The following is a 24,874-nucleotide window of genomic DNA, read 5'->3' on the forward strand; positions in this document are numbered from 1 at the left end:
TGTGGTTCAGACCACAAATCGCGTCGGCGTCACCATTGATCGCAATGGGTGACCATGCGGTCACTCATATGTCGTTCGGCGGGAATGTCCGGTGGAGTGGGGGTGTCGCCATCCGGCGCCGAAGCCCGTGTGCACGGGGATCGCGAGGGGTGGGGCGCCCGGAGCCATGCCCTGCGTCACAAGATCATCGTCGGGATGTGCGCCTGGCTCGATGATCTCTGGGAGCGGGTATCCTGGCGTCAGAACGGCTCGGCGGCGAATGGGGAGTTCGCCGTGTTCAGGGGGCGTCGTATGAGCTGCTCTGGGGGGCTTGCGACGTGGTTCGAATGTGAGTGCCGGGTGAAGTGGTGACGCCTGAGGCGCACGAACCCCGGCCGTTCCCGCTTGCCTTCACGGGTGTTGACCATGTCTGGCGTGCCCGGGAGAAGTCGCTGACTCGGAAACGTGTACCGGCGATTCCTTGATGGTCGATGGCGTCATTTTCTGCTGAGCGAGTACTCGTCCTCGGTCGGCGATTCATCGTGTCCGCGGAAAAAGGTGATCGCTCCTATGAAGGGGGCCTTTTGGTCACTCTGGCTTGCCTTTTTTAGGGGCGGGCGGGGGAGGCCGATGAAAGGCCCATGTCCCGGCCGAGGCTGAATGCGGTTGATGCCTCATAAACGCCCGGCCCGGCTCTCGGTGAGAGCCGGGCCGTTCTCGGCGGCTCCCGAAAGGAGCGCCGGGTGGCGTGGGGTCAGGAGTCCGCGCGCGCCATGTGATGGTGGTGGTGAAGGTGCTTGAGGGCGCGCTTGAACGCGCGGGCGTGCGCGGCCTCGTCGCCGGCGATCTCGGTGAAGAGGCGCGCGGCCTTGTAGGCGTGCTCGGCGCGGGCGGTGCGGGCGAAGCTCGGGTACATCTGCGTGGCCTCGTAGGTCTCACCGGCGATGCTCTTGCGCAGGTTCTCCCGGGTGCGGTGGACGAATCCGGCGAGGTCGGCCTCCCCGGCGAAGTGCTCGGTCAGCTCGACCGCGGCGGTGCGCTCGAACAGCCGGGCCAGCTTCGGGCTGCGGGCCTTGGCGTGCTCGCCGTAGAGCGTGTACTTGGCGTTCGCGAACGCCTCGCCGTGCATCGCGGTCTCCAGGTTGCGGAGCGTCCTCGCCGAGTGCACCTTGGGCTTGCCCGCGACGACCTTGACGGGGTCGGGGGTGGGCCCCTCGGGGATCTCCCCGCGGTGGTGCTCGATGGCGTACAGCGCCTTCGCGAAGTAGCGGGCGTGCTTCAACTCGTCCGCCGCGATCTCGGTGAAGAGGCGGGCGGCGTTGTAGTCCTTGTCCTCCCGCGCCTCCTTGGCGAACCGCGGGTACATCTGCGTGCCCTCTTCGATCTCGCCCTTGATGCTCTCGCGCAGGTTGGCGGCGTCGTCGCGGACGAAGTGGATGAGGCGCGCCTCCTTGGTGAAGTGGTCGTGGAGCTCGGTGTTCGCCGTCTTCATGAACAGGGCGCGCACCTTGGGCAGGTGCTCGTAGCCGGCCTGCTCGCCGTAGAAGTGGTAGCTCGCGTGCGCCATGGCCTCGCCGTGCATCGCGGTGAGGGTGTTCTCGTAGGTCTTGTGGTGCACTACCGCCGGCGTCGCGGCCTGCGCGGGGAGCGCGGTCCCGACCACCATCGCCGCTCCGGCGAGGACGGCGCAGGTCCGGGTGAGCCCTGACATGGTCATCTTCTTCCCTTTCGGATGATCAGTCGCTTTGCGTAGTTGATCAGTTACTACATGTAGCGCCCGATGGATCCTCGGCACCACCCGAAAGGGGCACGGAAAGGGTCAAATCGATACCACGGGTGTGGTCCCGTCCACCTGCGGACGGGACCACACGGGCCGGGTCAGCAGTTCGTGGACGGGGTCTCGCCTCCGCGGACGGCCTGGGCGAACTTCAGCGCCGTCGCGAACGACGCGTCGATGCTGCCCCTGTGGTCGGCGCCCTCGAACGTCCGGTACGAGACGGTTCCGTAGCGCTTGCACAGGTCGTTGACGATGTTCTGCGTCGCCGCGGGGGAGACCTCGCGGTCGGTGGTGCCCTGGGCGACCAGCGTCGGGACCTTCAGGGTCAGGCCGAGCGCCTCCTGCGAGTCGTAGTAGGCCTCGAAGCGCGTCAGGTCGGCGTCCGGGCGGAACACCTTGTCCAGCGGCAGGTCCTTGCTGAACTGCTTGAGCTGGAGAAGGCACGCGTTCGTCCGGCCCGCCCTGGCGACGGCGGCGGCGTCGTCGGTCAGCAGGTCCTCGGGGACGAAGGTCGGGTCGGCCGCGTGCGCGCCGTTGAGCAGCACGAACAGGAACGGCAGCGCCACCTCGGCGCCCGGGTACTGCGCCTTCACGTACTGCGCGGTCTGGCTCATGTTCGAGCCGGGCGCGATCGCCACGGCGCCCCTCAGGCGGATGTCGCGGGGCTTCTGCTTCGCCGCCGCCGTGTAGAGCGTCGCCTGGCCGCCCTGGCTGTGGCCGGCGACGAACCAGTCGCGCCCGATGCGGCGGTCCGCCTTGCGGGCGGCCCGGACGATGTCGGTGACGGTGTTGGCCTCGCTGGCCCCGTTCATGTACGGGTGCCCGCCGGGCGTGCCGAGTCCCTCGTAGTCGGTCTGGACGACCGCGAAGCCGTTCGCGACCCACCTGTCCAGGTACGCCTCGGTGAGCGCCAGGTAGTCGCGCACCGGGCCGCCCGGGGCGTCGGCGGACGGAGCGCAGGCGTCGGCGGTCCCGGTGGTGCCGTGCGCCCAGCTCAGCACCGGCCAGCCGCCGGGCGGCGGGGTGCCCTTCGGGACGGCGACGGTGCCGGTGACCGTGATCCGCTTCCCGCCCACGCCCTCGGAGGCGTAGGTGACGAACCGGTTCCTCGCCGCGCTCGGCAGCGCCGCCAGGTTCGTCAGCGGCCGGCTTTCGAGCAGCGTCCCGCGCTGCGCCGGGGCGGCCTGCGCGGGGGCGGCCTGCGCGGGGGCGGCCTGCGCGGGGGCGGCCTGCGCGGGGGCGGCGAGGGCGGCCGCCGCGGCGCACGCGGCGGCCGCGACGGCGACCCTTCCCGTTGATCTCACGTGTGGTTCCTCCTGATGTCCTGGACGGCGCGGTAGGCGAAGGCCATGGCCGACCCGATCGGCACGCCGGGCCCCGGGTAGACGGGGCCCGTGAACGAGGCGCTGCTGTTGCCGGCGGCGTAGAGCCCGGGGACGGGACGGCCCGAGCCGTCCAGGACGCGGGCGTCGGCGTCGGTGCGCAGCCCGCCCTTCGTCCCGAGGTCGCTCAGGACGACCCGCGCCGCGAGGTAGGGCGGCCGGTCGACCGGCACGACGCACGGCCCGCCGCCGGAGAAGTACCGGTCGTAGGCGTCCTCGCCGCGGTGGAAGTCCTCGTCGGCGCCCTTGGCGGCGAAGCCGTTGAACCGCTCGACGGTCGCGGTGAGCGCGTCCGCCGGGAGCCCGGTCGTCTCGGCCAGCTCGGGCAGGGTGTCCGCCTGGACCCAGGCGCCCGACGCGAGCTGGTCCTCGGTCCGCAGCGGCGGGACGGAGATCGCGGGCAGGCCGTCCGACCGCGAGTCCCAGACCAGATGGAACGGTCCCTCCGTGGCGGCCATCCGCCGGCCCATCCGGTCGTAGGGGAGGGATTCGTTGGCGAACCGGCGGCCCGAGGCGTCCACGACCAGCCCGCCGCGGAAGCCGAGGGTGAACGCGGGCCGGCCGTCCGGGCCGAGGAGGCCGGGGCAGAACCACGCCTGGTCGAGCAGGCCGGTGGCCGCGCCGATCCGGACGGCGGCCTCGATCGCGTCGCCGGTGTTCGCGCCGTCCGGGGCCATCGTCCAGCCGGCGCCGCCCGGCACGCCGCGCTCGGCCCGCAGCGCGGTGGACGACTCGAAGCCGCCCGCCGCCAGCAGGACGCCGCGCCGGGCCCGCAGCCGCACCGGACCGTCCGCGGTCGCCGCCGCGACCCCGGTCACCCGGCCGTCCTCGACGACCAGGTCGGTCAGCGCGGTCCGCGTGCGGATCTCCCCGGCGCCGGTCGCGGTGATCGCCAGCAGCAGCCGCCCGATCAGCGCCCGGCCCTGCGCCAGCGGCCTGGACGCCGCGTGCCCGCGCCCCGCCCTGTCCCGGTCGACCGGGGGGCGGACGAGCGCCGCCAGCTCCCCGAGCCGCTCGGCCGGCAGCTCCACCGGGACGAACGACCGCCCCATGTCCAGGCGTCCGGGCGCGTCGAAGTAGTCGGGGAACGCCTGGAAACGGAACTCGACGGCCGGGTCCTCCTCCAGGAAGTCCACCAGTTCAGGGGCCGTTTCCAGGAAGGCCTCGCGGCGTTCCTCCTCGTCGTCGCCGAGCAGCGCCCGCAGGTACGTCCGCGCGCCCTCGGTCGAGTCGCCGAGCCCGGCGCGCTCCTGCACCCGCGTCCCCGGCAGCCAGATCGCCGCACCCGAGTACGCGGACGTCCCGCCGAGCAGGCCCGTCTTCTCCAGGACGGCGGTGCGGAGCCCGCCCGACGCGGCGGCGAGCGCGCCCGCCATCGCCCCGGCCCCGGAGCCGGCGACCACCACGTCGTACTCGTCGTCCCACCCGGCTCGTCCCATGTGACATGCCCTCCGACCTCGGGTTCCCGGCGCGGGCACACCGTAGAGCGCGGTCCGGGCGCGCAGGGGCCGCCCGTCCCACTGACCGGTACGGACGTTCGCGGGCGCGGCCCCGAGCACGGATATTCTTCCCTGGCAGGACGGGAAGGATCAGGACGCGCAAGGACGGGGGGAGGACCGTGGCGAGGATCGCAGCGGGCAGGCTGTCCGCCGAGCCGAGCTCGCCGGAGCAGCACGACCGGCGCGAGCGCATCCTGCGCGCCGCGTCGCGCATCGGCGCCGAGAAGTCCCTCGAACGCGTCCAGATGCACGAGGTCGCGAAGGCCGCCGGGGTCGCGATCGGCACCCTGTACCGGTACTTCCCGTCCAAGGTCCACCTGTTCACCGCGGTCATGGCCAAGCAGGTCGACCGGCTCCGCGACCAGGTCACCGAGCCCGCGCCCGGCACCAGCCCGGAGGACGCGGTCGCCGACCTGCTGGTGCAGGCCAGCCGGCACCTGATGGCGCAGCCGGTCCTGTCGACGTCGATGCTGCACGCGTCCAACACCGCCCACGTCGCGACCGTCGCCGACACCGTCCACATCGACAGCACGTTCCGGGAGATCCTGCTGCGGGCGGTGGGGATCGAGGTGCCGACCGCGCAGGACGTCACCCTCGTCCGGCTGCTGATGCAGTGCTGGTACGGCGTGCTCCAGTCGAGCCTCAACGGCCGGGCGTCCATGGCCGACGTCGAGAGCGACATCCGCCTGGCCTGCGAGCTGCTGCTCGCGCCCCGCTCGAACGCCCCGGCCGGCGGCGGGGCCGCCGCCTCCCGGTGATCGGGACCGTTCCGGCGGCGTCCCGCCGCCGCGGCTAGCGTGCCGCCATGAATCGCTTTGACGGCGTGAAAGTGCTGCTCACCGGGGCGGCGTCGGGGATCGGACGGGCGACCGCGATCCGCCTGGCCGCCGAGGGCGCCGCGGTGTACGCCGTGGACGTCTCGGAGCGGGGCCTCGCCGAGACGGCCGCCGCCGCGGGCGGTCCCGGCACCGTCGCCACCCGCGTGGCGGACGTGACCGACGAGGCCGCCGTGATCGCGACCGTGGCGGACGCGGCGGGGACGCTCGGCGGCGTCGACGTCCTCGTCAACGTCGCGGGCGTCCACAAGACCACCCCGATCGAGACCCTCACGGTGGACGACCTGCACCGGATGTTCTCCGTCAACCTCGTCGGCACGGCCCTGTTCTGCCGCGAGGCCCTCAAGCACCTCCCCGACCGCACCGGCGTGATCGTCAACACCGCCTCGCTGTCGGCGACGCAGGGCAACCCGTTCATGACGGCGTACTCGGCGTCCAAGGGCGCCGTGCTGGCGTTCTCCCTCAGCCTGGCCGCCGAGCTGGCCGCCCGCCGCATCCGCGTCGTGCCGATCTCCCCGGGCGCCGTCGACACCCCGCTGACCAGGGCGCCGGACATGTTCCCGGATGGCCTGGACCTCACCTACTTCTCCAAGATCCGCTCCTACTACGGCGCGGCCGAGCCCGAGCACATCGCCGCCGCGATCGCGTTCGCCGCCTCGTCCGACGCCGCCTACTTCACCGGCGCCGACCTCCGCGTGGACGGCGGCGCCCACACCTGAGAGGGACCACCATGGCACGCACCATCGCCGTCAGCGGGACGGCGTCCGGCATCGGGAAGACGCTCGCCGGGCTGCTGCGGGAGCAGGGCGACACGGTCATCGGGGTCGACCTGCGCGACGCCGACGTGTGCGCCGACCTCGGCGGCGCCGAGGGACGGTCGCGGGCGGTCGCGCAGGTCCTGGACCTGTGCGGCGGCACCCTGGACGCCGCCGTCGCCTGCGCCGGGGTCAGCGACTTCACCGAGCTGCCCGTCAAGGTCAACTACTTCGGCGTCGTCGCGCTGATGGAGGGCCTGCGTCCCGCGCTGGCCCGGGCACGGGCCCCGCGCGCCGCGGTCGTCGGGTCGATCGCCGGCACTCACCCCGCCGACGACGCGATCGTGCGGGCCTGCCTGGCCGGGGACGAGCCCGCCGCGCTGGAGGCGGCGGCGAAGGCCGTCGCGGCGGGCGCGGGCAGCAGGACCTACCCGTCGTCGAAGGCGGCGCTGGCCCGGTGGATGCGCCGCGCGTGCGTCACCCCGGAGTGGGCGGGCGAGGGCATCCCGCTCAACGCGGTCGCGCCGGGCGTCGTCAAGACCCCGATGACCGCGCCGCTGTTCGAGGACGAGGCGATGCTCAAGGTGATGAACGAGGCCGTCCCGATGCCGCTGAACGGCTACGCCGGGCCCGAGGTGATCGCGGAGGCTTTGCGCTGGCTGATCTCCCCGGTCAACACCCACATGACCGGCCAGGTCATCTACGTGGACGGCGGCGCCGAGGCGACCCTGCGCGGGCCGGACACGTTCTGAACGCGGACGGCCGCCCCCGCCTCGGCGGGAGCGGCCGTCTTCTGCGCCTCAGTGCCTGCTGGTGCCGGTGTCGTCGAGCGCGGCGACGCTGTAGGCGGCGTAGGTCCGGTGCGGCTCGCGGCCCTCGAAGTACGGGGTGACCTGCTCGCCGAGCTCCTCTACGGAGAAGACGCCGTCCGCCGCGGTGAACTTGTGCTCCACGGTCGGCGCGGCCATCAGCGCGACCATGTCGCCGTAGACGACGAACACCTGCCCGCTGATCTTCTCCGCCGCCGGGGACGCGAGGTAGCCGACGAACGTCCCGACCCGCTCGGGCGCCATGGAGTCCAGCCCGCCCGGGGAGGTGCCCTCGGCGAACGTCGCCTCGGTCATCGCCGTCCGGGCGCGGGGGCAGATCGCGTTGGCGCGCACCCCGTACCGGCCGAGGCCCGCCGCCGTCGACAGCGTCAGCGCGACGATGCCGGCCTTGGCCGCAGAGTAGTTCGGCTGGCCCGCCGACCCGAACAGGAACGCCTCGGACGCGGTGTTGACCACCCGTCCGTAGACCGGGCCGCCCGCGGCCTTGCTGGCGGCCCGCCAGTGCACGGCGGCGGCCCGCGACACCGACGCGTGGCCCTTCAGGTGGACGTGTACGACGTCGTCCCAGTCCGACTCCGACAGGTTGAACAGCATCTTGTCGCGCAGCACGCCCGCGTTGTTGACCAGGACGTCCAGGGAGCCGAACGTGTCGACGGCGGCCGACACCAGCGTGTCGCCCATCGACCAGTCGCCGACGTCCCCGGTCACGGCGACGGCCCGCCCGCCCGCCCGCTTGATCTCAGCGACGACCTCCTCGGCGGCCGGGCCCATGTCGTTGACGACGACGTTGGCGCCCCGCGCGGCCAGGGCGAGGGCCTCGCAGCGGCCCAGCCCCGCGCCCGCGCCGGTGACGACGGCGGTGCGGCCCGCCAGGGACAGGTCAGCGTTCATCGGAGCCTCCGGTCGGTGTGGGGGAACGTCCGCCGGGAGGCTAGTACGTATTCTAGTTCCGCGGCCGGTGGCGTCCCGCTGAGCGGGTCGGCACCGGCCGTTCGACCGGCGCGGACCGCTGAGTGGGACACCCGTTGCCCGCGAATGAGAATGAATTCTAGTCTCGCGGCATGACGCTGAACCTGGCGACCCTCTTCGAGGCGGTGGCCGCGGCCGTGCCCGGCCGCCTCGCCCTCGTCTGCGGCGACCGCAGGGCGACCTTCGCCGAACTGGACCGGCGGGCGGACGCCGCGGCGCACCGGCTCCGCGCCGCGGGCATCGCGCCCGGGGAGCACGTCGGCGTCCACATGCTGAACAGCGCCGAGTACGTCGAGACGCTGCTCGGCTGCCTGAAGGCCCGGGCCGTCCCGGTCAACGTCAACTACCGGTACACCGACCGCGAACTGCGCCACATCTACACCGACGCCGAACTCGCGGGCCTGGTCGTGGACGCGGAGTTCGCCCCCGCCGCCGCCCGCGTGGCCGGCGACTGCCCCGCGCTCCGCCACGTGGCGGTCGTCGGGACGGGCGGCGAAGCCCCGGCATGGCCGCCCCAGGTCGACGTCGCCGCCTACGACGCCGAGGGGACCGAGCCCGATCCGTCCCTCCGGGAAGGCCGCAGCGCCGACGACCGCTACATCCTCTACACGGGCGGGACCACCGGGCTGCCCAAGGGCGTCGTCTGGCGCCACGAGGACTTCTACATGGCCGCCGTGAAGGGCGGGAACCCGTACGGCGACCCGCACCTCACCGCGGAGTCCCTCGCCGCCGCCGCGCGGGACGGGTTCGCGCTCAGCTACATGCTCACGATGCCGCTGATGCACGGCGCCGCGACCTACACGCTGCTGATGTCGCTCTTCACCGGCTCCACCACGGTCCTGATGCGCCGCTTCGACCCGGTCGAGGCGCTCGACCTGATCGAGCGCGAGCAGCCCGTGATCGTCACGGTGGTCGGGGACGCGATCGCCCGCCCCCTCGCCGACGCGATCCGCGCGCACGGCGCCGGCCGCGACCTGTCCTCGTTCAAGGTGCTCGGATCCGGCGGCGCGATCCTGTCGCGCAGCGTCCAGGAGGAGTTCGCCGAGCTGATCCCCGGCCTGCACGTCAACAACGGCTTCGGCGCCTCCGAGTCCGGCGTGGACGGCAACATCAGCGTGGGCGAGGACGGCCTGATGCGGCTCGCCGCCGGCCCGCGCGTCACCGTCGTCGACATGGACATGAAGCCGGTCCCGCCCGGTTCCGGCGAGATCGGGCACGTCGCCCGCTCCGGCCACGTCCCGCTCGGCTACCACAACGACCCCGTGAAGACCGCCCGGACGTTCCCCGTCATCGGCGGGACGCGCTGGTCGATCCTCGGCGACATGGCTCGCGTCGAGGCCGACGGCACCATCGTCGTCCTCGGGCGCGGCTCCGGTTGCATCAACACCGGCGGCGAGAAGGTCTTCCCCGAAGAGGTCGAGCAGGCCCTCAAGTCGCACCCGGCGGTGATGGACGCCCTGGTCGCCGGCGTCCCCGACGACCGCTTCGGCGAACGCGTCGCCGCCGTCGTCGAACTGCGCCCCGGCACGACCGCCGCGGCCGAGGACCTGCGCGCCCACTGCCGCGCCCACCTGGCGGGCTACAAGATCCCCGCCCTCGTCACCTTCACCCCGATCGTCCGCTCCCCGAGCGGCAAGGCCGACTACCGCTGGGCCAAACGCGTCCTCACCGGGCCCACGGCCTGACCTCCCGCCTTGCGCGGGGCCCGGTGGTGCACTGATCTGCTCGTTCGTCGTGTAAAGGAGTGTCCTCCATGCCCGAGGCCGTCATCGTCGATGCCGTCCGGACCCCGGTCGGCAAGCGGTACGGGGCCCTTTCGGGGCTCCACCCGGCGCAGTTGCTCGGGGCGGTGCAGCGCGGGCTGCTCGAACGCGCGGGCGTCGAGGCCGCGACGGTGGGGCAGGTCGTCGGCGGGTGCGTGACGCAGGCGGGCGAGCAGTCCAACAACGTGACCCGCAACGCCTGGCTGTACGCGGGCCTGCCGTACCAGACGGCGTGCACGACGATCGACTGCGCGTGCGGGTCGTCCCAGCAGGCCGTCCACCTCGTCGCCGGGCTGATCGCGTCCGGGGCCGTGCACACCGGCATCGGCTGCGGCGTCGAGGCGATGAGCCGCGTCTTCCTCGGCCAGGCGCTCACGCCGGAGACCGGCAGCCCGGCGCCGGACGGCTGGGAGCTGGACATGCCCGACCAGTTCACCGCGGCCGAGCGCATCGCGAAGAAGCGCGGCATCACCCGCGCGGACGCGGACGCGTTCGGGCTGGCTTCGCAGGTCAAGGCGAACGCGGCGTGGGCGCGGGACCGTTTCGCCGGCCAGATCCTGGAGATCGAGGCGCCGGTCATGACGAAGGAGGGCCCCACCGGGGAGACCGCCGTCGTGTCCCGCGACCAGGGCCTGCGCGACACGACCGCCGAGGCGCTCGCCGGGCTGAAGCCCGTCCTGCCGGACGGCGTTCACACCGCCGGCAACTCCTCGCAGATCAGCGACGGCGCCGCGGCGGTGCTGCTGATGGCGGCGGACCGGGCCGCCGCGCTCGGGCTGCGCCCCCGCGCCCGGATCGTCGCGTCCGGGATGGTGGGTTCCGACCCGTACTACCACCTGGACGGGCCGATCGACGCGACGCGGCACGTGCTGGACCGGGCCCGGATGACGTTGTCCGACATCGACCTCGTGGAGATCAACGAGGCGTTCGCGTCGGTCGTGCTGTCGTGGGCGTCCGTGCTGGACGCCGACATGGACCGTGTCAACGTCAACGGCGGCGCCATCGCCCTCGGCCACGCGGTCGGCTCCACCGGCGCCCGCCTCATCACCCAGGCCGTGAACGAGCTGGAGCGGTCCGACAGGTCGACCGCCCTCGTCACGATGTGCGCGGGCGGCGCGCACTCCACGGCCACCATCATCGAACGGATCTGAGGAGCACATGACCATCGGGCTGACCGAGGAGCACCGCGACCTGCGCGACGCCGTGCGCGCCTTCACCTCCCGGCAGGTGACGCCCGCGGCCGTCCGCGCCGCCGTGGACGCCGGGCGGGAGAAGGCGCCCGCGTTCTGGGACGACCTCGCCGCGCAGGGCCTGCTCGGCCTGCACCTCCCCGAGGACGCCGGCGGCGCGGGCTACGGTCTGGTCGAGCTGGCCGTCGTCCTGGAGGAGCTGGGGCGCGCCGTCACCCCTGGACCGTTCCTCCCGACGGTGCTGGCGAGCGCCGTGCTGCACCGGGCGGGGCACGCCGAGCACCTGCCGTCCCTCGCCGACGGGAGCGCGGTCGGCGCCGTGGGGCTGGACGCGGGAAGCCTGACGATCTCCCGCTCGGGCGGCGAGATCATGGTGACCGGCACGTCGGGGCCCGTCCTCGGCGCCCCCCTGGCCGACGTGCTCGTCCTTCCGGTGAAGGACGGCGACGCGACGGCCTGGATCGTGCTGCCCCGGGACGCCGTGAGGGTGGACGAACTGCCCAGCCACGACCTGACCCGGCGGCTGGCCCGCGTCGGGTTGGAGAACCGGGCCGTCCCCGGCCGTTCGGTCCTGGACCTGGACCCGCAGGCCGTGCCCGACCTCGCGGCGGTGCTCTTCGCCGCCGAGGCCTCCGGCCTGGCCGACTGGGCGACGGCGACGGCCGCCGAGTACGCCAAGGTCCGCGAGCAGTTCGGCCGTCCCATCGGGCAGTTCCAGGGGGTCAAGCACCGCTGCGCCCGGATGCTCGCGCACGCCGAGCAGGCCCGCGCCTGCGCCTGGGACGCCGCCCGCGCCCACGACGACGGCGGGGCGCGGGAGGCGTCGCTGGCGGCCGCGGTCGCCGGGGCCACCAGCGTCCAGGCCGCCTTCCAGACCGCGAAGGACTGCGTGCAGACCCTCGGCGGCATCGGCTTCACTTGGGAGCACGACGCGAGCCTCTACCTGCGCCGCGCCCAGACCCTCCGCGTCCTGCTCGGCTCCACCGCGTCCTGGCGCCGCCGCGTCGCCCGCCTCACCCTCGACGGCGTCCGCCGCGAACTGCGCGTCGAACTCCCCCCGGAGGCCGAGCGGATTCGCGTCGAGGTCCGCGCCGAGCTGGAGCCCGCCAAGGCCCTGGACGGCAAGGAGCGCCTCGGCTACCTCGCCGACCGCGGCTACACCTCGCCGCACCTGCCCCAGCCCTGGGGCAAGGGCGCCGACGCCGTGTCCCAGCTCGTCATCGCCGAGGAGATGCGCGCCGCCGGCCTGCGCGCCCACGACATGATCATCGGCAACTGGGTGGTGCCGACGCTGATCGCGCACGGTTCGGCCGCCCAGCACGAGCGGTTCCTGCCCGCCTCGCTGCGCGGCGACATCCGCTGGTGCCAGCTGTTCTCCGAGCCCGGGGCGGGCTCCGACCTCGCCGCCCTCGGCACCCGGGCGGAGAAGGTCGAGGGCGGCTGGAAGATCACCGGGCAGAAGGTGTGGACGTCCATGGCCCGCGAGGCCGACTGGGGCATCCTGCTCGCGCGCACCGACCCGTCCGTCCCGAAGCACAAGGGCCTGTCGTACTTCCTGCTCGACATGAGGTCGCCCGGCATCGACATCCGGCCGCTGCGCGAGCTGACCGGCGACACCCTGTTCAACGAGGTGTTCCTGGACGGCGTCTTCATCCCCGACGACCTTCTCGTCGCCGCGCCGGGCGACGGCTGGAAGCTCGCCCGCACCACCCTGGCGAACGAGCGGGTCTCGCTCTCGAACGACTCGTCCCTCGGCAGCGGCGGGGAGGCCCTCCTCAAACTGGCGACGGACGCGGACGACGAGCGCCTGACCACGCTCGGCGGGATCCTCTGCGACGCGCAGTCGAGCAGCCTGTTCGGCCTGCGCACGACGCTGCGATCCCTTGCCGGAGGCCAGCCCGGCGCCGAGTCCAGCATCGGCAAGCTGATCGGCGTCGAGCACATCCAGCAGGTGTGGGAGACGGCCGTCGACTGGATCGGCCCGGAGGCCCTCGCCGGCGAGGGGCGCGGGGGGATGGACGACCCGACCTGGATGTTCCTGAACTCCCGCAACATGTCGATCGCGGGCGGCACCACCGACGTCCAGCTGAACATCATCGGGGAGCGCCTCCTCGGCCTGCCGCGCGACCCGCAGGCGGCGTCGTGACCCTGGACCTGCAGGCCGAGCACCAGGTGACCGGCGTGGACGCGGCGGCCGCGGCGGCCCGCCGCGTCGTCGACGCGCTGGTCCGCTCCGGCGACCTCTCCGGTGCCGACATGGCCGACGTGGCCGACCGCCTGAACGCCGTGGCCGACGACCTGGAGGCGGCGGCCCCGCCGCTGCGCGACCGCCTGGTCGACATGTGGCGCGGCGACGGCAACACCCGCCACGACCCGGTCACCGGCCCCGAGAACCCGATCGCCCCGCCGCTCGAATACACCGCCGCGGACTCCCGCACCATCGAGGCCACCGCGACACTGGGCCTGCCCTACCAGGGCCCGCCGTCCAGCGTCCACGGCGGGATCTCGGCCCTCCTCCTGGACCACACCCTCGGCGTCGCGAACGGATGGGCGGGCAAGTCGGGCATGACGGCGGAACTGACCCTGCGCTACCACCGCCTGACGCCCCTCTTCGAGCCCCTGACGATCAGCGCCCGCCAGGTCTCCGTGGACGGCCGCAAGATCCGCACTGTTGGAGCGATCCAGGCCGGCGGCGAGGACTGCGTGACCGCCGAGGGCCTCTTCATCGCCAAGTACCCGCCCCGCCCCCGCTGACCGTCACCCCGTCTGAGCGAGTCGCATGGAGACGTAGTCGGTGAACCCCGCACGCCGGGCGAACCTGACGGGGCGCCGCCGGTACTCGGTGAACCCGAGCTTGGCATAGAGGCCGAGCGCTGGGGCGTTGGTGTCCTTGATATCGCGGAGCACGAACTCGTCGTAGTCGGGAAGGGCGAGGATGTGCCGCATGAGCGCGGTCGCGACCCCGCGTCCCTGGCTGCCGGGCTCGGTCGTGACGAAGCCGATCTCTGCCAGGCCCGCCCGGGTCTCGTCCGCCGCGCCGAGAAACTGGGAGCGAAGGACGAGGTGGCTGATCGTGCCGTGCACCGCGCCCAGGTGGCGTCGGATCTCGGACCATCGGGGCGCGAAGCACTCCTGCGCACCCGCGGTGACAGAGGCGACGGCCGCGGGTTCGCCGTCCAGGAGGGCGACGTAGAACCGGTTCAGCAGGACCATGTGCTCGAAGGCATTGGTGAGCTTCCGCGGGTCGGAGGAGAAGAACGCGAAGTCCTGGGCGAAGCCGTGGACCAGCACCGCGGTGATCCGCCGCCGGTGGTCCTCGCCCAGTTCGTCGCCGCGCCTGACCTCGATCATCCGGACACTCCTTCCGTGAGTACTCTCAGCACGATGTGGACGTCCGGGACGGCGAGTTCGGCACCGAGGGCGAGCCGCATGGTCGTCAGACCGCCGAGGGTGGCGAAGTAGCATGCCGTGATCTCGGCCGGATCGCCGCTGCCGAACTCGCCCTCGGCCTGGCCGTGCCGCACGCACTCCTCGAAGGCGCGCCACATCGAGCGCTGTGCCCCGACGATCCGCTCGACCGTGCCGGGGGGCGTGTCGGTGGTGACCCCGTGGTTGACGACGACGACGAACTCGGCGGCGCCGTCGTCGGCCGTGACGTCGGCCAGAAAGCGGGCGGTGAACGCGCGGATCAGGTCCACCGGCCGCCCCTCTCCCGAAATCTCGGCCGTGAGCGCGACGAGGCCGGCGACAGCCTGGTCGAGCAGGGCCAGGTACAGCTCGTCCTTCGTGGCGTAGTGGCGGTAGATCGACCCGATGCTCACGTCCGCTTCTCGCGCGATGTCGCGGACGGTCGACGCCGCGAACCCTCGGCGGGCGAACACCCGGACGGCGGCCGTCTGGATGACCTCGAGCGTTGCCGCGCGCAGCGCGGCATTCTGCTCGGCAGTGCGCGGCATGGAACCTCCGGATGAAATGAACTTAGGTTCACTCTACGGCAGGCGAGGACTGCGTGGCCGCCGAGGGCCTCTTCGTCGCCAAGCAGTCACCCCCGACGTCCTCGGCGACGCCGCTCGCATAGACCCAGAGCAGCGGCACCGGGAGGGGGAACTCCTCGGGCTCATAGAGCCTGACGCAACGCCAGCCTCGCGACCCGACCGCCCTGGCGAGCATCTCCAGGAACCGCACCGCCGTCCGGTGTCCCCGGCGGGTACGCCACCTCAGCAGGAGCCGCTCCATCAGAAGGCCACCCGCGCCCACACCCATTTGCCGTGCGGCTCGGTTCTGGTGACCCCGCACTCTGCGGCCAGCGCTTGCACGATCGGCAGGCCCCGCCCCCGCGTCCCGGCGTCGTGCCCAGGTTCGAGCGCCCGCGCGTCCGGGACGATGTCCTCCAGAGACAGTTCGACGATAGGACGCAGCACGGGCATGGCATCGGACGAGTCCCACACCGCGAGCATGACGGTTCGCACCTCTCGCACGAACCTGACCCGGATCTCCCGATAAAGGGCGGCCTCCACCGCATTGGCGACCAATTCACCGGCTACCTGGTAAACGTCCCCGGCGATCCCCGTAAGCCCCCATTCACGAAGCCGAAACCCCACCAACGTCCGCACCAGCCCCGCCGTCGCCCGCGCCGCAAGACAACGAATGTCCAACTCGCCTGAGTTGATAGTGCTATTTTCCATATCCGCCTCCTTTCTTTCTGTCTCTTTCAAGGGCAGACTCGCGCGGTCGTGTTTAAGCTGTGGGGTATTCGTTGACGGCGTGTACTGGGGGAGGTCGGCGATGGCGCCCATGCCGGGTATTGATCCTGACGACTCGCTCTGGTCTTGGCTGGCCTTCGACCTGCGCTTCCATCGTGAAGGCAGGGGATTGACACAGGCCGAGGTAGGCAAGATCCTTGGTGTCACAAAGCAGCAGGTACACAATCTCGAAAGTGGCATCCGAAAACCAAATAAGATGCAGGCCCAAACTCTGGACGCGGTGTGGGGCACCGGCGGACACTTCGCTCGACTGCGCAAGTTCGCCGAAGAGGGGCATGATCGAAACTGGTTCAGGACTTTCGTCCTCTACGAGGCCAGAGCATGCATCGTCAAGGCTTACAGTTCATCGATCGTCCATGGGCTGCTGCAGACTCCCGACTATGCCCGTGCCTTGCTCGTCGCCGGTCACGTAGGTGACGTTGAGGCCGCACTCGCGGCGCGCATGTCGAGGCAGGCGGTATTGGGGACGGAGCACCCTCCGGAGATGTGGGTCCTCATCAACGAGAGTGCCTTGGAGCAGCCGGTCGGAGGACCAGCGGTCATGCGACGCCAGTTGGCTCACCTCTTGGAGGTCAGTCGCTCGCCTAATTTTGTTCTTCGGGCCGTCCCGCGCCGTGTTGGGGCCCATATGGGACTGGACGGATCCTTCACGGTCATCTCGACCAGGAACGAGCGGGTGGCCTACCTCGAAGCACTGGGCGGAGGGAGGCTGGCGCAGGAATCCGCAGAGGTGGCTGGCCTCGCCTTACGATTCGACCGCATCGGGGCAGACGCGTTGTCTCGAACTGACAGTCGGGTGTTGATCGAAAGAATTATGGAGGGCATGGCATGAGCGTGGTGTGGCGCAAGGCGAGCCGGAGCAACACCCAAGGAGATGAGTGCGTGGAGGTCACCAACCTTGGTGGCCACGTCGGCATGCGGGACAGCAAAGCGCCCGAGGCTGGTCACCTCGTCCTCACTCCTGAGGCATTCGGGCAGCTGATGAACCGTTTGAAGCAAAACGATCGAGACTTCTGACCGCCCTCCACTGGAGCGAGACTCGGCGGGCCGGGAGTCCTTCGTGCCCTGTCTTACGACGAGGATGTGCTCATGACGATCTAGCGAAAGAGCAGCTACAGCGGTGCAGGTGGCACAGAGGAATGTGTGGAACTGGCTTCCTTGAGCAACGCGGCCGGTGTTCGGGACAGCAGAGCGTTGGAGATTGGTCATCTCATCCTCACTCCTGAGGAATTCGGGCTGCTGATGGACCGCTTGAAGCGCGGCGATCAGGTTTCCTGACCGTTGTCCCGCGGCGGGCCCCGGCTGTGGTCGGGGCTTGGCCGTGACGGAGGCGCGGTTGTTTCTGGGGACGGCTGGATTGGGGTGTTGCCCGCCTGGTTGGGCTCGCTGCCCTGCACGGTGAATCCGGTCTGGTGCGGCAAGGCGCCCGGCATGCCGCCGATCAAGGAGGGGGAACCGGCTCCGCGCTCGCCAGGATCCTGGCCAAGGGGCTTCCCGCCAGGCTCCACAATTTTGGGAAGCGGCAATCGAAACGCGGCGCGAGATTCAGGATTTCACCGATCACGTCCGGTTCGGGAGTAACTCAAGGCGAGCCGCGCGCGATCGAGCAAGCCATTATCAATCGGAATTCACACTACGTTGATAAGATCAACTGCATCAGTCCGCGGCGTTGCGAGTATAGCAAGTGTGCCGTAACATTGGTTGACGCATGGCTTAAGTCTAATGGCTGTTAGGTGGGTTCGAAGTGCCGAACATGGAGATGTTGAAACCGTCCCGGCGGAAGCTGCGGGAGGGCGATGTCTTCGCCTTCCGCGTTCCTCAGGCCAGCGAGCATTTCATGTTCGGCCGGGTGATCAGGGTCGACATGCCGATGGGTGATTCTCCCATGCCGGGGGACAACCTCATCTACCTCTACGGCCATCGTTCGAAGGAGAAGGTCCCCGAGTTGGGAGCGCTGACGGTGGACGACCTGCTGGTCCCACCGAAGTTCATCAACCGGCAGCCCTGGCTCAAGGGCTTCTTTGAGAACGTTGCGCACGCGCCGCTCGAAGACAGTGACGTGCTCGCAAGGCATTGCTTCTACAATCCGCTCAGAAAAGTCTATTTCAACGACCGTGGTGATGTGCTCGCCGAGCGCATCGAGCCCTGCGGTTTTTTCGCTTTGGATAGCTATCTGACGCTTGACGACGCCATCAGCGAGGCTTTGGGTGTGGCTCCCGCGAGCGACTGAACACCGGTATTTCTAGTTAGCAGCGTCCGGCGGTCAGTGGATCGGCTGGTCCCAAAGGATCTCCACCTTCTTGAGGTGGTCACGATTGGCCAGGCAGGCGTAACCGGACCGGTTCGCACCGATGTCACCGGAGAGTAGCGGCGACACTGCGGCGATACTGTCGGTCTCGAAAGGAGCTTTTCCGGGACCTGCACACGCACACGGACGCGGTAAAGGCCACGAGGTCAAATTAGCTGGATCTATGGCCCGCGCTTCGCCCCGGCTCGCGCTTGATCTGGCCTGCACATGGCCGCGAATGGTGACACACGCCTGCCTTCGCCATCCAGCGCCCGGACGAGCTCCGTGCCCTCGTCCAGGTTTCCTGACCGCTGTCCCACGGTGAGCCCCGGCTGGGGTCGGTGCTCGGTCGTGTAGGGGCGGGGGGACGACCGGGGGGTGACGTTCTTGGGGACGCGGTTGTTTCTGGGGTCGGCTGGGTTGGGGGCGTTGCCCGCCTGGTTGGGCTCGCTGCCAGACGTGCCGCGCCGGGCTGTGCTCGTCCCTACGGCGGCGAGTCCTTTGCCGTCCGCGCCGTTCGTTCGTGCCGCTGCCGAACTGCTCGGGGGCGAAGGGCTGGCGGTGGACGTCCTCGATCTCGAAGGGGCCTCAGGTGACGACGTCCGGCGCGTGCTGGGCGGCGCTCAGGTCGTTTTCGTCACCGGCGGGTATCCCGTCTTCCTGCTGGAGCATGTTCGTCGCAGCGGGTTCGATCGCGTTGCCGTGCCCGCTGTCGGCGACGGGTCCCTGGCCTACGTGGGGATCTCGGCCGGGGCGGCTCTCGCCGGGCCGGATCTGCGGCCGCTGCGAGGTTCCGACGATCCCGGGACGGTGGACTCCACCGCCGGGCTCGGCCTGGTCCCGTTCGTCGTGCTGCCGCACCGGACCCGGGAACGGACCGCGCGGCGGGGGTGATCGTCGTATGTGCCGATCACCCCGTGGCAGGGACGGTGGTGGGTGACACCCGCGTATGAGCCGCGTGTGCCAAGCAACCCAGACACCCACCACTCAAGGAGCACGACATGCGTCGTCTTCTCAGTCAGCGCCTTCTGACCATGCAGTCCGACCGCCGTCCCGTCATCGTGGGCGGTTCGGCTCCGGTGACCGTCGTCGCCGAGGACCGTGAGGACATCCAGGTCATCCTGGAGGGCGTCAACCTCAAGAGGATCGCCGAGCGGGCCATCCTGGAGCCCGCCAACGACAAGCACGTCTTCATCAGGTGTGAGCGCCTGTGGAAGAGGGGCGCGCACCTCACAGCGGTCATCATGCGTGTCCCGCGCGGCTCCGACTACATCCGCGTGGACACGTGGGGCCGTATCACCGTGACCGGCCCGCTCCGGGTCGCGCACCTGCACGCCGCCAAGAGCATCAAGGTCGAGGAGATTCCCTCGTACTCCTCGTTCCAGGTGAGGACCACGCGCCGCCACGGCCGGCCCATCAAGGTCGGTCGGGTCAGCGGTGACCTCACGGCGTGGACGAAGGGAGGGTCCGTGCAGATCGGGGCGGACCACCCCGAGAGCCTCTTCATCAGCACCATCGGAGGCGATGTCGCTCTCCGCGGTTGCTGGGACGACGAAGGCCTGAAGATCTTCGGCGTCAGGGGGCGCGTGACCTATCGAAGGGACACCAGACCCCGCCAGGGGTAACGGCCACTGGCCGTCACCTGCCACAAAGGCTTCGGCGCCAGCCGAAGCCCCCAGAAGGGCCCGGCGGCTTGCCGGGCCCTTCTGTTCGCCCGTCGTTGGTTCGCGACCGAACGCCCGACCGGTATCTCGACGGGTCACTGCGCTAGCGGCCGGTGCCCAGGGCGGTGTGGGGGTTGCAGCCCTTCGCGGTCTCGGTTTGGGACGGGACCCATGCCTTCGTCTTGCCTGGGGCGACCCTGGCGAGGACGCAGCGCCCTTCACCGGTCGTCGTGGCGCCGGAGACCAGGGCCACGCCTACGGCGAAGTCGGACTGGGGCTCGGTTTCGATTCTGATCGCGGGGTGCAGGCCGAGTTTCGCCAGCGCGGCGCGGACATCCCTCTCCTCCACGCCGCGTCCCGAGGGAAGCGTGTTCACCTTGGGCAGGGCTCGCTCGATCCGCGGGACGGAGATCGGCGGTGCCTCGGGCCACGGAGCGAAGGTCGGGGGAGCGCCGTCGGGGCAGGGGGCGGGCGGCGGGGCGGTGTCCCACTCGCCGGGCCTGCCGTCGAAGGCCAGCTCGAAGCAGCGTTCCGCGGTGACCCGGCCGGGGCCCTGGAACAGGCCCTCGTTTCGTTGCGCGACGCCGGAGACCCGCACGACCACGCGGACGCCGCCCGGGTCACCGGTTCCGGTGCCCGTCACCTTCAGGACCTTGACGCCCTTGAGGTCCGCGATGTGGTGGCCGAGGTCGTCCGCCTTGACCAGCCGGGTGCCGTACATGGCGTTGACCACCTGCTTGGCCTTGTCGCGCGCGTCGTCCGCGGCGTCCTCCTGGGCCGTGGCGTCCGCGCAGCCGGCGGCGGCCAACGCGGTGACGGCGAGGACCGCGATCACGGTGAGTCGCATCGGATGCCCGCCTATGCCCGCGGCGGTGCGGGGTCCGCGGACACGGGGCCGAGGCGGTGCAGGGCGGTGGCGAGGATCGAGTCGAGCGCCTGCTGGGCCGTCCTGAGCCGGGTGATCGCCCCGGTGATGCGCGACTGCTCCTGCCGCAGCCGGGCGATCGTGGTCGGGCAGGACGACGGCACCATCCGTCCCTCCTCGTCGTGGACGCAGGGCAGGAGCTGGGCGATGGTCGTGGTGGGAAGCCCGGCCGTGAGCAGGGCGCGGATGTGGCGCACCGCGGTGACGTCGGCGTCGGTGTACTCCCGGTAGCCGTTGGCCAGCCGTGCCGGGTGCAGCAGCCCCTGGTCCTCGTAGTAGCGCAGCAGCCGCCGGCTGACCCCTGTCGCGCCGGCGAGCTCACCGATCCGCATCCACTCTCCTCCCGGGTTGACCCTCACACGAATGTGACGCTTTAGCGTGCCAAGTATTCCCGACGAAGGATTTCGAGGAGGCGGAGAGTGTCCGGAGCAGTGATCATCGGAGCGGGCCCGGGGATCGGCCAGGCGGTCGCGCGCAGGTTCGCCCGGGAGGGGTATCCGATCGCCCTCGTGGCCCGCGGCGACGAGACGCTGCGAGCCGCGGCTCGTGCCGTCGAGCCCAGCGGAGTGCCCGCCCTCACCCTCGCGGCCGACTGCGCCGACGAGGACGCCCTGCGCGCCGTCCTGGACCGGGTCGTCGCCGAACACGGCCTGCCCGACGTCGTGGTCTACAACGCCGCGATCGTCCAGGCCGACGCGCCGGGGGAGCTGCCGGCGCGCGGGCATCTGGAGGCATGGGCGGTCAACGTCGTGGGCGCGCTCACCGCCGCGGACCATCTGGCTCCGGCGATGGCGCAACGCGGGAGCGGGTCGATCCTCCTCACCGGAGGCATGCCCGAGCCGAAATGGCAGTACACGAGCCTGTCCCTGGGCAAGGCAGGGGTCCGAACCCTGGTCCGGATCCTCGACCAGCGGTACGGGGACGCCGGAGTCCACGCCGCCAGCGTCACCGTCGACGGACCGGTGGCGCCGGGCACCGACTTCGATCCCGACGACATCGCCGAGCACTACTGGCGCCTGCACGGCCAGCCGCGGCACCGGTGGGAGCACGAGGTCCTGCACACCGCGCGTTCGGCGCCAGGCGTCCTCGCAGGACTGCTGGACGCCTGGCAGAGCGCCTTCGACCGGCACCGGCCCGCCGAAATGGCCTCGCTGTTCAGCACGGACGCGCTCTTCCAAGGCATCAGCCCTTCCCTCCGCCGGGGCAGGAAGGAGATCGCCGCCTACTACGCCGACGTCCCCGAAGGCACGACGGCCAGGGTCGGCGTGCTCGGCGAGGCCCGTCTGAGCGAGCGCCTGGTGAGCGGGTTCGCCGACGTGACCTTCACAGCCCCCGCCGGCGAGGACCGCCACGTGCGGCTGTCCGTCGTCGCCGAGCAGCGCGACGAGGCCTGGCTCATCCGGCAGTACCACGCCGCCCTGCTCTGAGACGCGGTGCGGATCGCCGGTTCCCGGACGTACCGGGCCCGCATCGCCGACCCGAACACGTCGCGGGGCCTCAGTCCGGCCAGCCCTCGGGGTTGCGGCAGCTCTCGCGGGAGATGCCCGAGCCGGTGTCCGGGAAGTCGCCGAAGCGTTCGCGGTGGACGTGCGAGAAGAAGTAGCACATCGACTCGCACTCGGCGTCCGGGACGGCGACGCGGGGGTCCGCCGCCACGGCCGTGTAGAAGTCGCGGCCCATGGCGACGATGAAGCCGCGCGCGTAGAGGAAGCCGTCGTCGGAGCCGTCCGTCACCTCGTGGACGTCGGCCCGGTCGATGTCGTGGAGCAGGCGCTCGCACGACCGGTCGAGGTCGGTCAGCTCGTCGGCGGACAGGTCGCGGGCGGCGGCTCCGAGGTTGCCGAGGAACGCGTCCAGGGCCTTCTCGACCACGGAGATCTCGGTCATCCCCCAGACGTCCGCGGACGGGTCGCGGGCGGTGAGGGCCCGCCGCGCCGCGCCGACCTCGTCGCCCAGCGGCGCCCACGCGGCTTCGATCACGTCCCAGAAACGCTCGTCGGTCATGGCGGAAGCCAACCAGGCCCCGCCGACAGTTCACCGCCGCGGGCGGTCAATGTAGCCTGCATCTATGTAGACTGAATCTACGTAGATGCAGGCTACCTAACTGGGAGGGCCTGGTGTTCATCGGTAGGAGGGCCGAGCTGGCGCTGCTGGGCAAGCGGCTGGAGCGGGTCGCGGCCACCGGGGCCGGGACGGCCGTGGCTCTGCGCGGGCGCCGCCAGGTCGGCAAGTCGCGGCTCGTCCAGGAGTTCTGCGACCGCGCCGGCGTGCCGTACCTGTTCTCGGCCGCCACGAAGGGGGCGTCGCCGGTCGAGGCGGTGGCCACTTTCACCCGCGACCTCAGGGAATCGGCCCTGCCGAGCGAGCCCGACCTCGTCCCCCAGCTGGACGGCGGCAACTGGCCTGACGCGTTCAGGGTCCTTGCGGCGTCCCTGCCGGACACGCCGTCCATCGTCGTCCTGGACGAACTGCCCTGGCTCGCCGAGCAGGACCCCGTGTTCGACGGCGCATTGCAGACCGCGTGGGATCGGCTGCTGTCGTCCAAGCCCGTCCTGCTCCTGCTCCTCGGCAGCGACCTGCACATGATGGAGCGCCTCACCGCGTACGACCGCCCCTTCTACGGGCGGGCCGACAACATGGTGCTCGGTCCGCTGAACCCGGCCGACCTGGGCCAGGCGCTCGGGCTCGGCGCCGCCGACGCCATCGACGCGCACCTGGTCTCCGGGGGGCTGCCGGGCATCGTCCGCACCTGGCCGAACGCCACGCCCGCACTGGACTTCATGCGGGACGAGTGCGCCGACCCCGCCGCGGCCCTGTTCGGCGTGCCGGAGGCGTCCCTCCTGGCGGAGTTCCCCAACCCCGACACGGCGCGGCGCGTGCTGGAGGCCATCGGCTCGGGCGACCGGACGCACGCCAACATCGCCGCGGCGGCCGGTGGCCGCGGCGAGGCGCTCCCGTCCGGGACCCTGTCGCCCCTCCTGCGCCGGCTGACCAGGGAGAAACGCGTCCTCGCAGAGGAGCACCCCCTCTCCGCGAAGTCCGGCAAGCCCGCCCTCTACCGGATCGCCGACAGCAACATGCGTCTCTACCTGGCGGTCCTCCGGGCGGCCCACGAGCAGGCCCGCCGGGGACGGCCGGACGCGGGCTTCCGCCTGATCGAGCGCCGCTGGACGTCGTGGCGGGGCCGGGCCGTGGAACCGCTCGTCCGGCAGGCCCTGGAGCTGTCGGACCTGCCCTGGCCGGACGTCGGCGCGGTCGGCGGCTGGTGGAACCGCCGCTTCGACCCGGAGGTCGACCTCGTGGGCGCCGACCGCGCCCCCGTGGCGAACCGGATCCGCTTCGCCGGCTCTATCAAGTGGCTCAACGGGCCGTTCGACGACCGCGACCTGGCGGAACTCCGCCGGGCCGCCGTCGCTGTGCCCGGCCTGGACCCGGCGACCGCGGGGCTCGTCGTGGTGTCGCTCTCCGGCACGGACATCACCGGTGATGTCGCCCTGAGCTGGGGCCCGGACGACGTGATCGGCGCCTGGCGCCAGTAGTCGAAGGCTGACCCGGCAGGTCGGGCCGGCGTTCCGCCTGACCCCAGCGGGCACCGAACCGAAGAACGGCGGTCCCCCCGTCTGCGGCCGAGCACGGATCGAGCCTGACCGGCCTCGACGGGCGGCGCGGATGTTGGCAGTCACATGCCCAGGGCTCTCAGGTTCTGCTTCTGGAGAACGACGCCAAGCGTATTGACGAGTCACCTCTCTGTTGTTTTCCAAGGTCATCAAGTTGACAATGCGTCCTCAATTGTGTTCTGACTCACAACGGGTTGCCGGGATCTCTTGTTCGGGTACGGTTCACATTGTCGGCAGCGAAGCGCTGTTGATAAGTCTTCAAACGGAGGTAAGGCCATGAAGCCCGACGAGTGCCCCATTTGTCGTGCCCCGAAGGGCAGCTGCCCGCACGGGTAGTACCTTCCTGAGCAGGACGCCACCAGCACTGGTGGCGCTCTCATAGATACCGCGGGAACCGCGGCCCCAGCACCGGCTCCGGCGCCCGCCCATCGTGGCGAGGCGTCGGAGCACCTTTTGCGCGCCAATCCAGAATTCGGCTCGATGTCGTTCATGTGAATGAAGAACTTTCGAGCTCTGTGTTGAATGGGACTCTCATTCTTATTCGCCGCATCGGAAATGAGGGTGGCTTTGCCGTGCCCGGAAACAGCTCACGTGCACCTTGCCTTCACCCGGAGCCGGATCTGTGCCGCGGCCGTGCT

25 protein-coding genes and 1 pseudogene are annotated in these 24,874 nt (G+C 71.0%); 15 read left to right on the plus strand and 11 right to left on the minus strand.

The annotated features are described in order from the left end of the window. Window positions 1-733: 733 nt before the first annotated feature. From AB0C84_RS07095 to AB0C84_RS07105, 3 genes are all read right to left on the minus strand, one after another. Complete coding sequence (locus AB0C84_RS07095; RefSeq protein ID WP_361062088.1) at window positions 734-1,690, minus strand: ferritin family protein; 957 nt, start codon at window positions 1,688-1,690, stop codon at window positions 734-736. Between the two features lie 167 nt (window positions 1,691-1,857). Continuing rightward, the gene (locus tag AB0C84_RS07100; protein ID WP_361062090.1) at window positions 1,858-3,060 is read right to left on the minus strand and encodes an alpha/beta hydrolase; all 1,203 of its coding nucleotides are present in this window, start codon (window positions 3,058-3,060) and stop codon (window positions 1,858-1,860) included. Continuing rightward, on the minus strand, window positions 3,057-4,577 hold the full coding sequence (locus AB0C84_RS07105; RefSeq protein WP_361062093.1) for an FAD-dependent oxidoreductase: 1,521 nt from the start codon (window positions 4,575-4,577) through the stop codon (window positions 3,057-3,059). Before AB0C84_RS07105 ends, AB0C84_RS07100 begins: the two co-directional genes overlap by 4 nt. A 179-nt stretch (window positions 4,578-4,756) precedes the next feature. Between AB0C84_RS07105 and AB0C84_RS07110 the strand changes: the two genes are divergently transcribed. Genes AB0C84_RS07110 through AB0C84_RS07120 form a run of 3 tightly spaced genes read left to right on the plus strand, consistent with a single transcriptional unit; the run spans window position 4,757 to window position 6,980 of the window. Further along, the gene (locus AB0C84_RS07110; protein WP_361062096.1) at window positions 4,757-5,395 is read left to right on the plus strand and encodes a TetR family transcriptional regulator; all 639 of its coding nucleotides are present in this window, start codon (window positions 4,757-4,759) and stop codon (window positions 5,393-5,395) included. 47 nt (window positions 5,396-5,442) lie between these two features. Beyond that, a complete protein-coding gene (locus AB0C84_RS07115) occupies window positions 5,443-6,192 on the plus strand; it encodes an SDR family oxidoreductase (RefSeq protein ID WP_361062099.1) in 750 nt (249 codons plus the stop codon). An 11-nt stretch (window positions 6,193-6,203) separates the two neighbouring features. Further along, window positions 6,204-6,980, plus strand: coding sequence for an SDR family oxidoreductase (locus AB0C84_RS07120; protein WP_361062102.1), 777 nt, complete (start codon window positions 6,204-6,206; stop codon window positions 6,978-6,980). Between the two features lie 48 nt (window positions 6,981-7,028). On the opposite strand, the gene AB0C84_RS07125 is transcribed toward AB0C84_RS07120, so the two are convergent. Next, complete coding sequence (locus tag AB0C84_RS07125; RefSeq protein ID WP_361062105.1) at window positions 7,029-7,949, minus strand: 3-oxoacyl-ACP reductase; 921 nt, start codon at window positions 7,947-7,949, stop codon at window positions 7,029-7,031. 170 nt (window positions 7,950-8,119) lie between these two features. Between AB0C84_RS07125 and AB0C84_RS07130 the strand changes: the two genes are divergently transcribed. The 4 genes from AB0C84_RS07130 to AB0C84_RS07145 all read left to right on the plus strand — a co-directional run bounded on the left by AB0C84_RS07130 (window position 8,120) and on the right by AB0C84_RS07145 (window position 13,734). Next, entirely contained in the window at window positions 8,120-9,712 is a 1,593-nt protein-coding gene (locus AB0C84_RS07130) for an acyl-CoA synthetase (RefSeq protein ID WP_361062107.1), read from the plus strand. A 68-nt stretch (window positions 9,713-9,780) separates the two neighbouring features. Further along, window positions 9,781-10,941 (plus strand): steroid 3-ketoacyl-CoA thiolase, encoded by a 1,161-nt coding sequence (locus tag AB0C84_RS07135; RefSeq protein ID WP_361062110.1) that lies wholly within the window; start codon window positions 9,781-9,783, stop codon window positions 10,939-10,941. 7 nt (window positions 10,942-10,948) lie between these two features. After that, entirely contained in the window at window positions 10,949-13,126 is a 2,178-nt protein-coding gene (locus tag AB0C84_RS07140; protein WP_361062113.1) for an acyl-CoA dehydrogenase, read from the plus strand. Further along, a complete protein-coding gene (locus AB0C84_RS07145; protein ID WP_361062116.1) occupies window positions 13,123-13,734 on the plus strand; it encodes a PaaI family thioesterase in 612 nt (203 codons plus the stop codon). Before AB0C84_RS07140 ends, AB0C84_RS07145 begins: the two co-directional genes overlap by 4 nt. A 3-nt stretch (window positions 13,735-13,737) precedes the next feature. Here the strand turns inward: AB0C84_RS07145 and AB0C84_RS07150 are convergent, their stop codons facing one another. From AB0C84_RS07150 to AB0C84_RS07165, 4 genes are read right to left on the minus strand one after another with little or no spacing between them, the layout of a single operon-like run. Next, window positions 13,738-14,331 (minus strand): GNAT family N-acetyltransferase, encoded by a 594-nt coding sequence (locus AB0C84_RS07150; protein ID WP_361062119.1) that lies wholly within the window; start codon window positions 14,329-14,331, stop codon window positions 13,738-13,740. Continuing rightward, complete coding sequence (locus AB0C84_RS07155) at window positions 14,328-14,936, minus strand: TetR/AcrR family transcriptional regulator (RefSeq protein ID WP_361062121.1); 609 nt, start codon at window positions 14,934-14,936, stop codon at window positions 14,328-14,330. The genes AB0C84_RS07150 and AB0C84_RS07155 overlap by 4 nt, the downstream gene beginning before the upstream one ends. Before the next feature lie 28 nt (window positions 14,937-14,964). Continuing rightward, window positions 14,965-15,216, minus strand: coding sequence for a hypothetical protein (locus tag AB0C84_RS07160; RefSeq protein ID WP_361062124.1), 252 nt, complete (start codon window positions 15,214-15,216; stop codon window positions 14,965-14,967). After that, window positions 15,216-15,776 carry an ATP-binding protein gene (locus AB0C84_RS07165; protein WP_361062127.1) on the minus strand — a complete coding sequence of 187 codons (561 nt, stop codon included), beginning with the start codon at window positions 15,774-15,776 and terminating at the stop codon, window positions 15,216-15,218. Before AB0C84_RS07165 ends, AB0C84_RS07160 begins: the two co-directional genes overlap by 1 nt. Between AB0C84_RS07165 and AB0C84_RS07170 the strand changes: the two genes are divergently transcribed. The 6 genes and pseudogenes from AB0C84_RS07170 (at window position 15,766) to AB0C84_RS07195 (ending at window position 19,655) form a co-directional block, all read left to right on the plus strand. Then, window positions 15,766-16,575, plus strand: a complete 810-nt coding sequence (locus tag AB0C84_RS07170; protein WP_361062130.1) for a helix-turn-helix transcriptional regulator — start codon at window positions 15,766-15,768, stop codon at window positions 16,573-16,575. The genes AB0C84_RS07165 and AB0C84_RS07170 overlap by 11 nt on opposite strands. Continuing rightward, the gene (locus AB0C84_RS07175; RefSeq protein ID WP_361062133.1) at window positions 16,572-16,760 is read left to right on the plus strand and encodes a DUF397 domain-containing protein; all 189 of its coding nucleotides are present in this window, start codon (window positions 16,572-16,574) and stop codon (window positions 16,758-16,760) included. Before AB0C84_RS07170 ends, AB0C84_RS07175 begins: the two co-directional genes overlap by 4 nt. A gap of 96 nt (window positions 16,761-16,856) precedes the next feature. Beyond that, window positions 16,857-17,021, plus strand: a pseudogene (locus AB0C84_RS07180) (DUF397 domain-containing protein); the annotation flags it as partial. 475 nt (window positions 17,022-17,496) lie between these two features. Then, window positions 17,497-17,973 carry an Imm26 family immunity protein gene (locus AB0C84_RS07185; RefSeq protein ID WP_361062670.1) on the plus strand — a complete coding sequence of 159 codons (477 nt, stop codon included), beginning with the start codon at window positions 17,497-17,499 and terminating at the stop codon, window positions 17,971-17,973. A gap of 531 nt (window positions 17,974-18,504) precedes the next feature. Beyond that, window positions 18,505-18,924 (plus strand): Type 1 glutamine amidotransferase-like domain-containing protein, encoded by a 420-nt coding sequence (locus AB0C84_RS07190; protein WP_361062673.1) that lies wholly within the window; start codon window positions 18,505-18,507, stop codon window positions 18,922-18,924. A 107-nt stretch (window positions 18,925-19,031) separates the two neighbouring features. Continuing rightward, window positions 19,032-19,655: a hypothetical protein gene (locus AB0C84_RS07195; RefSeq protein ID WP_361062136.1), complete on the plus strand. Its 624-nt coding sequence runs from the start codon at window positions 19,032-19,034 to the stop codon at window positions 19,653-19,655. A 142-nt stretch (window positions 19,656-19,797) separates the two neighbouring features. Here AB0C84_RS07195 and AB0C84_RS07200 read toward each other — a convergent pair whose 3' ends face one another. Together AB0C84_RS07200 and AB0C84_RS07205 are read right to left on the minus strand one after the other, a co-directional pair. Continuing rightward, window positions 19,798-20,541: a hypothetical protein gene (locus AB0C84_RS07200; RefSeq protein WP_361062139.1), complete on the minus strand. Its 744-nt coding sequence runs from the start codon at window positions 20,539-20,541 to the stop codon at window positions 19,798-19,800. 11 nt (window positions 20,542-20,552) lie between these two features. Further along, on the minus strand, window positions 20,553-20,951 hold the full coding sequence (locus tag AB0C84_RS07205) for a MerR family transcriptional regulator (RefSeq protein ID WP_361062142.1): 399 nt from the start codon (window positions 20,949-20,951) through the stop codon (window positions 20,553-20,555). A gap of 87 nt (window positions 20,952-21,038) precedes the next feature. On the opposite strand from AB0C84_RS07205, the gene AB0C84_RS07210 reads away from it, so the two are divergent. Further along, window positions 21,039-22,046 (plus strand): SDR family NAD(P)-dependent oxidoreductase, encoded by a 1,008-nt coding sequence (locus AB0C84_RS07210; RefSeq protein ID WP_361062145.1) that lies wholly within the window; start codon window positions 21,039-21,041, stop codon window positions 22,044-22,046. A 70-nt stretch (window positions 22,047-22,116) separates the two neighbouring features. On the opposite strand, the gene AB0C84_RS07215 is transcribed toward AB0C84_RS07210, so the two are convergent. Further along, window positions 22,117-22,623: a DUF4240 domain-containing protein gene (locus tag AB0C84_RS07215; protein ID WP_361062148.1), complete on the minus strand. Its 507-nt coding sequence runs from the start codon at window positions 22,621-22,623 to the stop codon at window positions 22,117-22,119. A gap of 113 nt (window positions 22,624-22,736) precedes the next feature. Between AB0C84_RS07215 and AB0C84_RS07220 the strand changes: the two genes are divergently transcribed. Continuing rightward, a complete protein-coding gene (locus AB0C84_RS07220) occupies window positions 22,737-24,158 on the plus strand; it encodes an AAA family ATPase (protein ID WP_361062151.1) in 1,422 nt (473 codons plus the stop codon). Window positions 24,159-24,874 lie beyond the last annotated feature (716 nt).

The organism is Actinomadura sp. NPDC048955, assembly GCF_040649435.1.
Taxonomy (GTDB): Bacteria; Actinomycetota; Actinomycetes; order Streptosporangiales; family Streptosporangiaceae; genus Spirillospora; species Spirillospora luteofluorescens.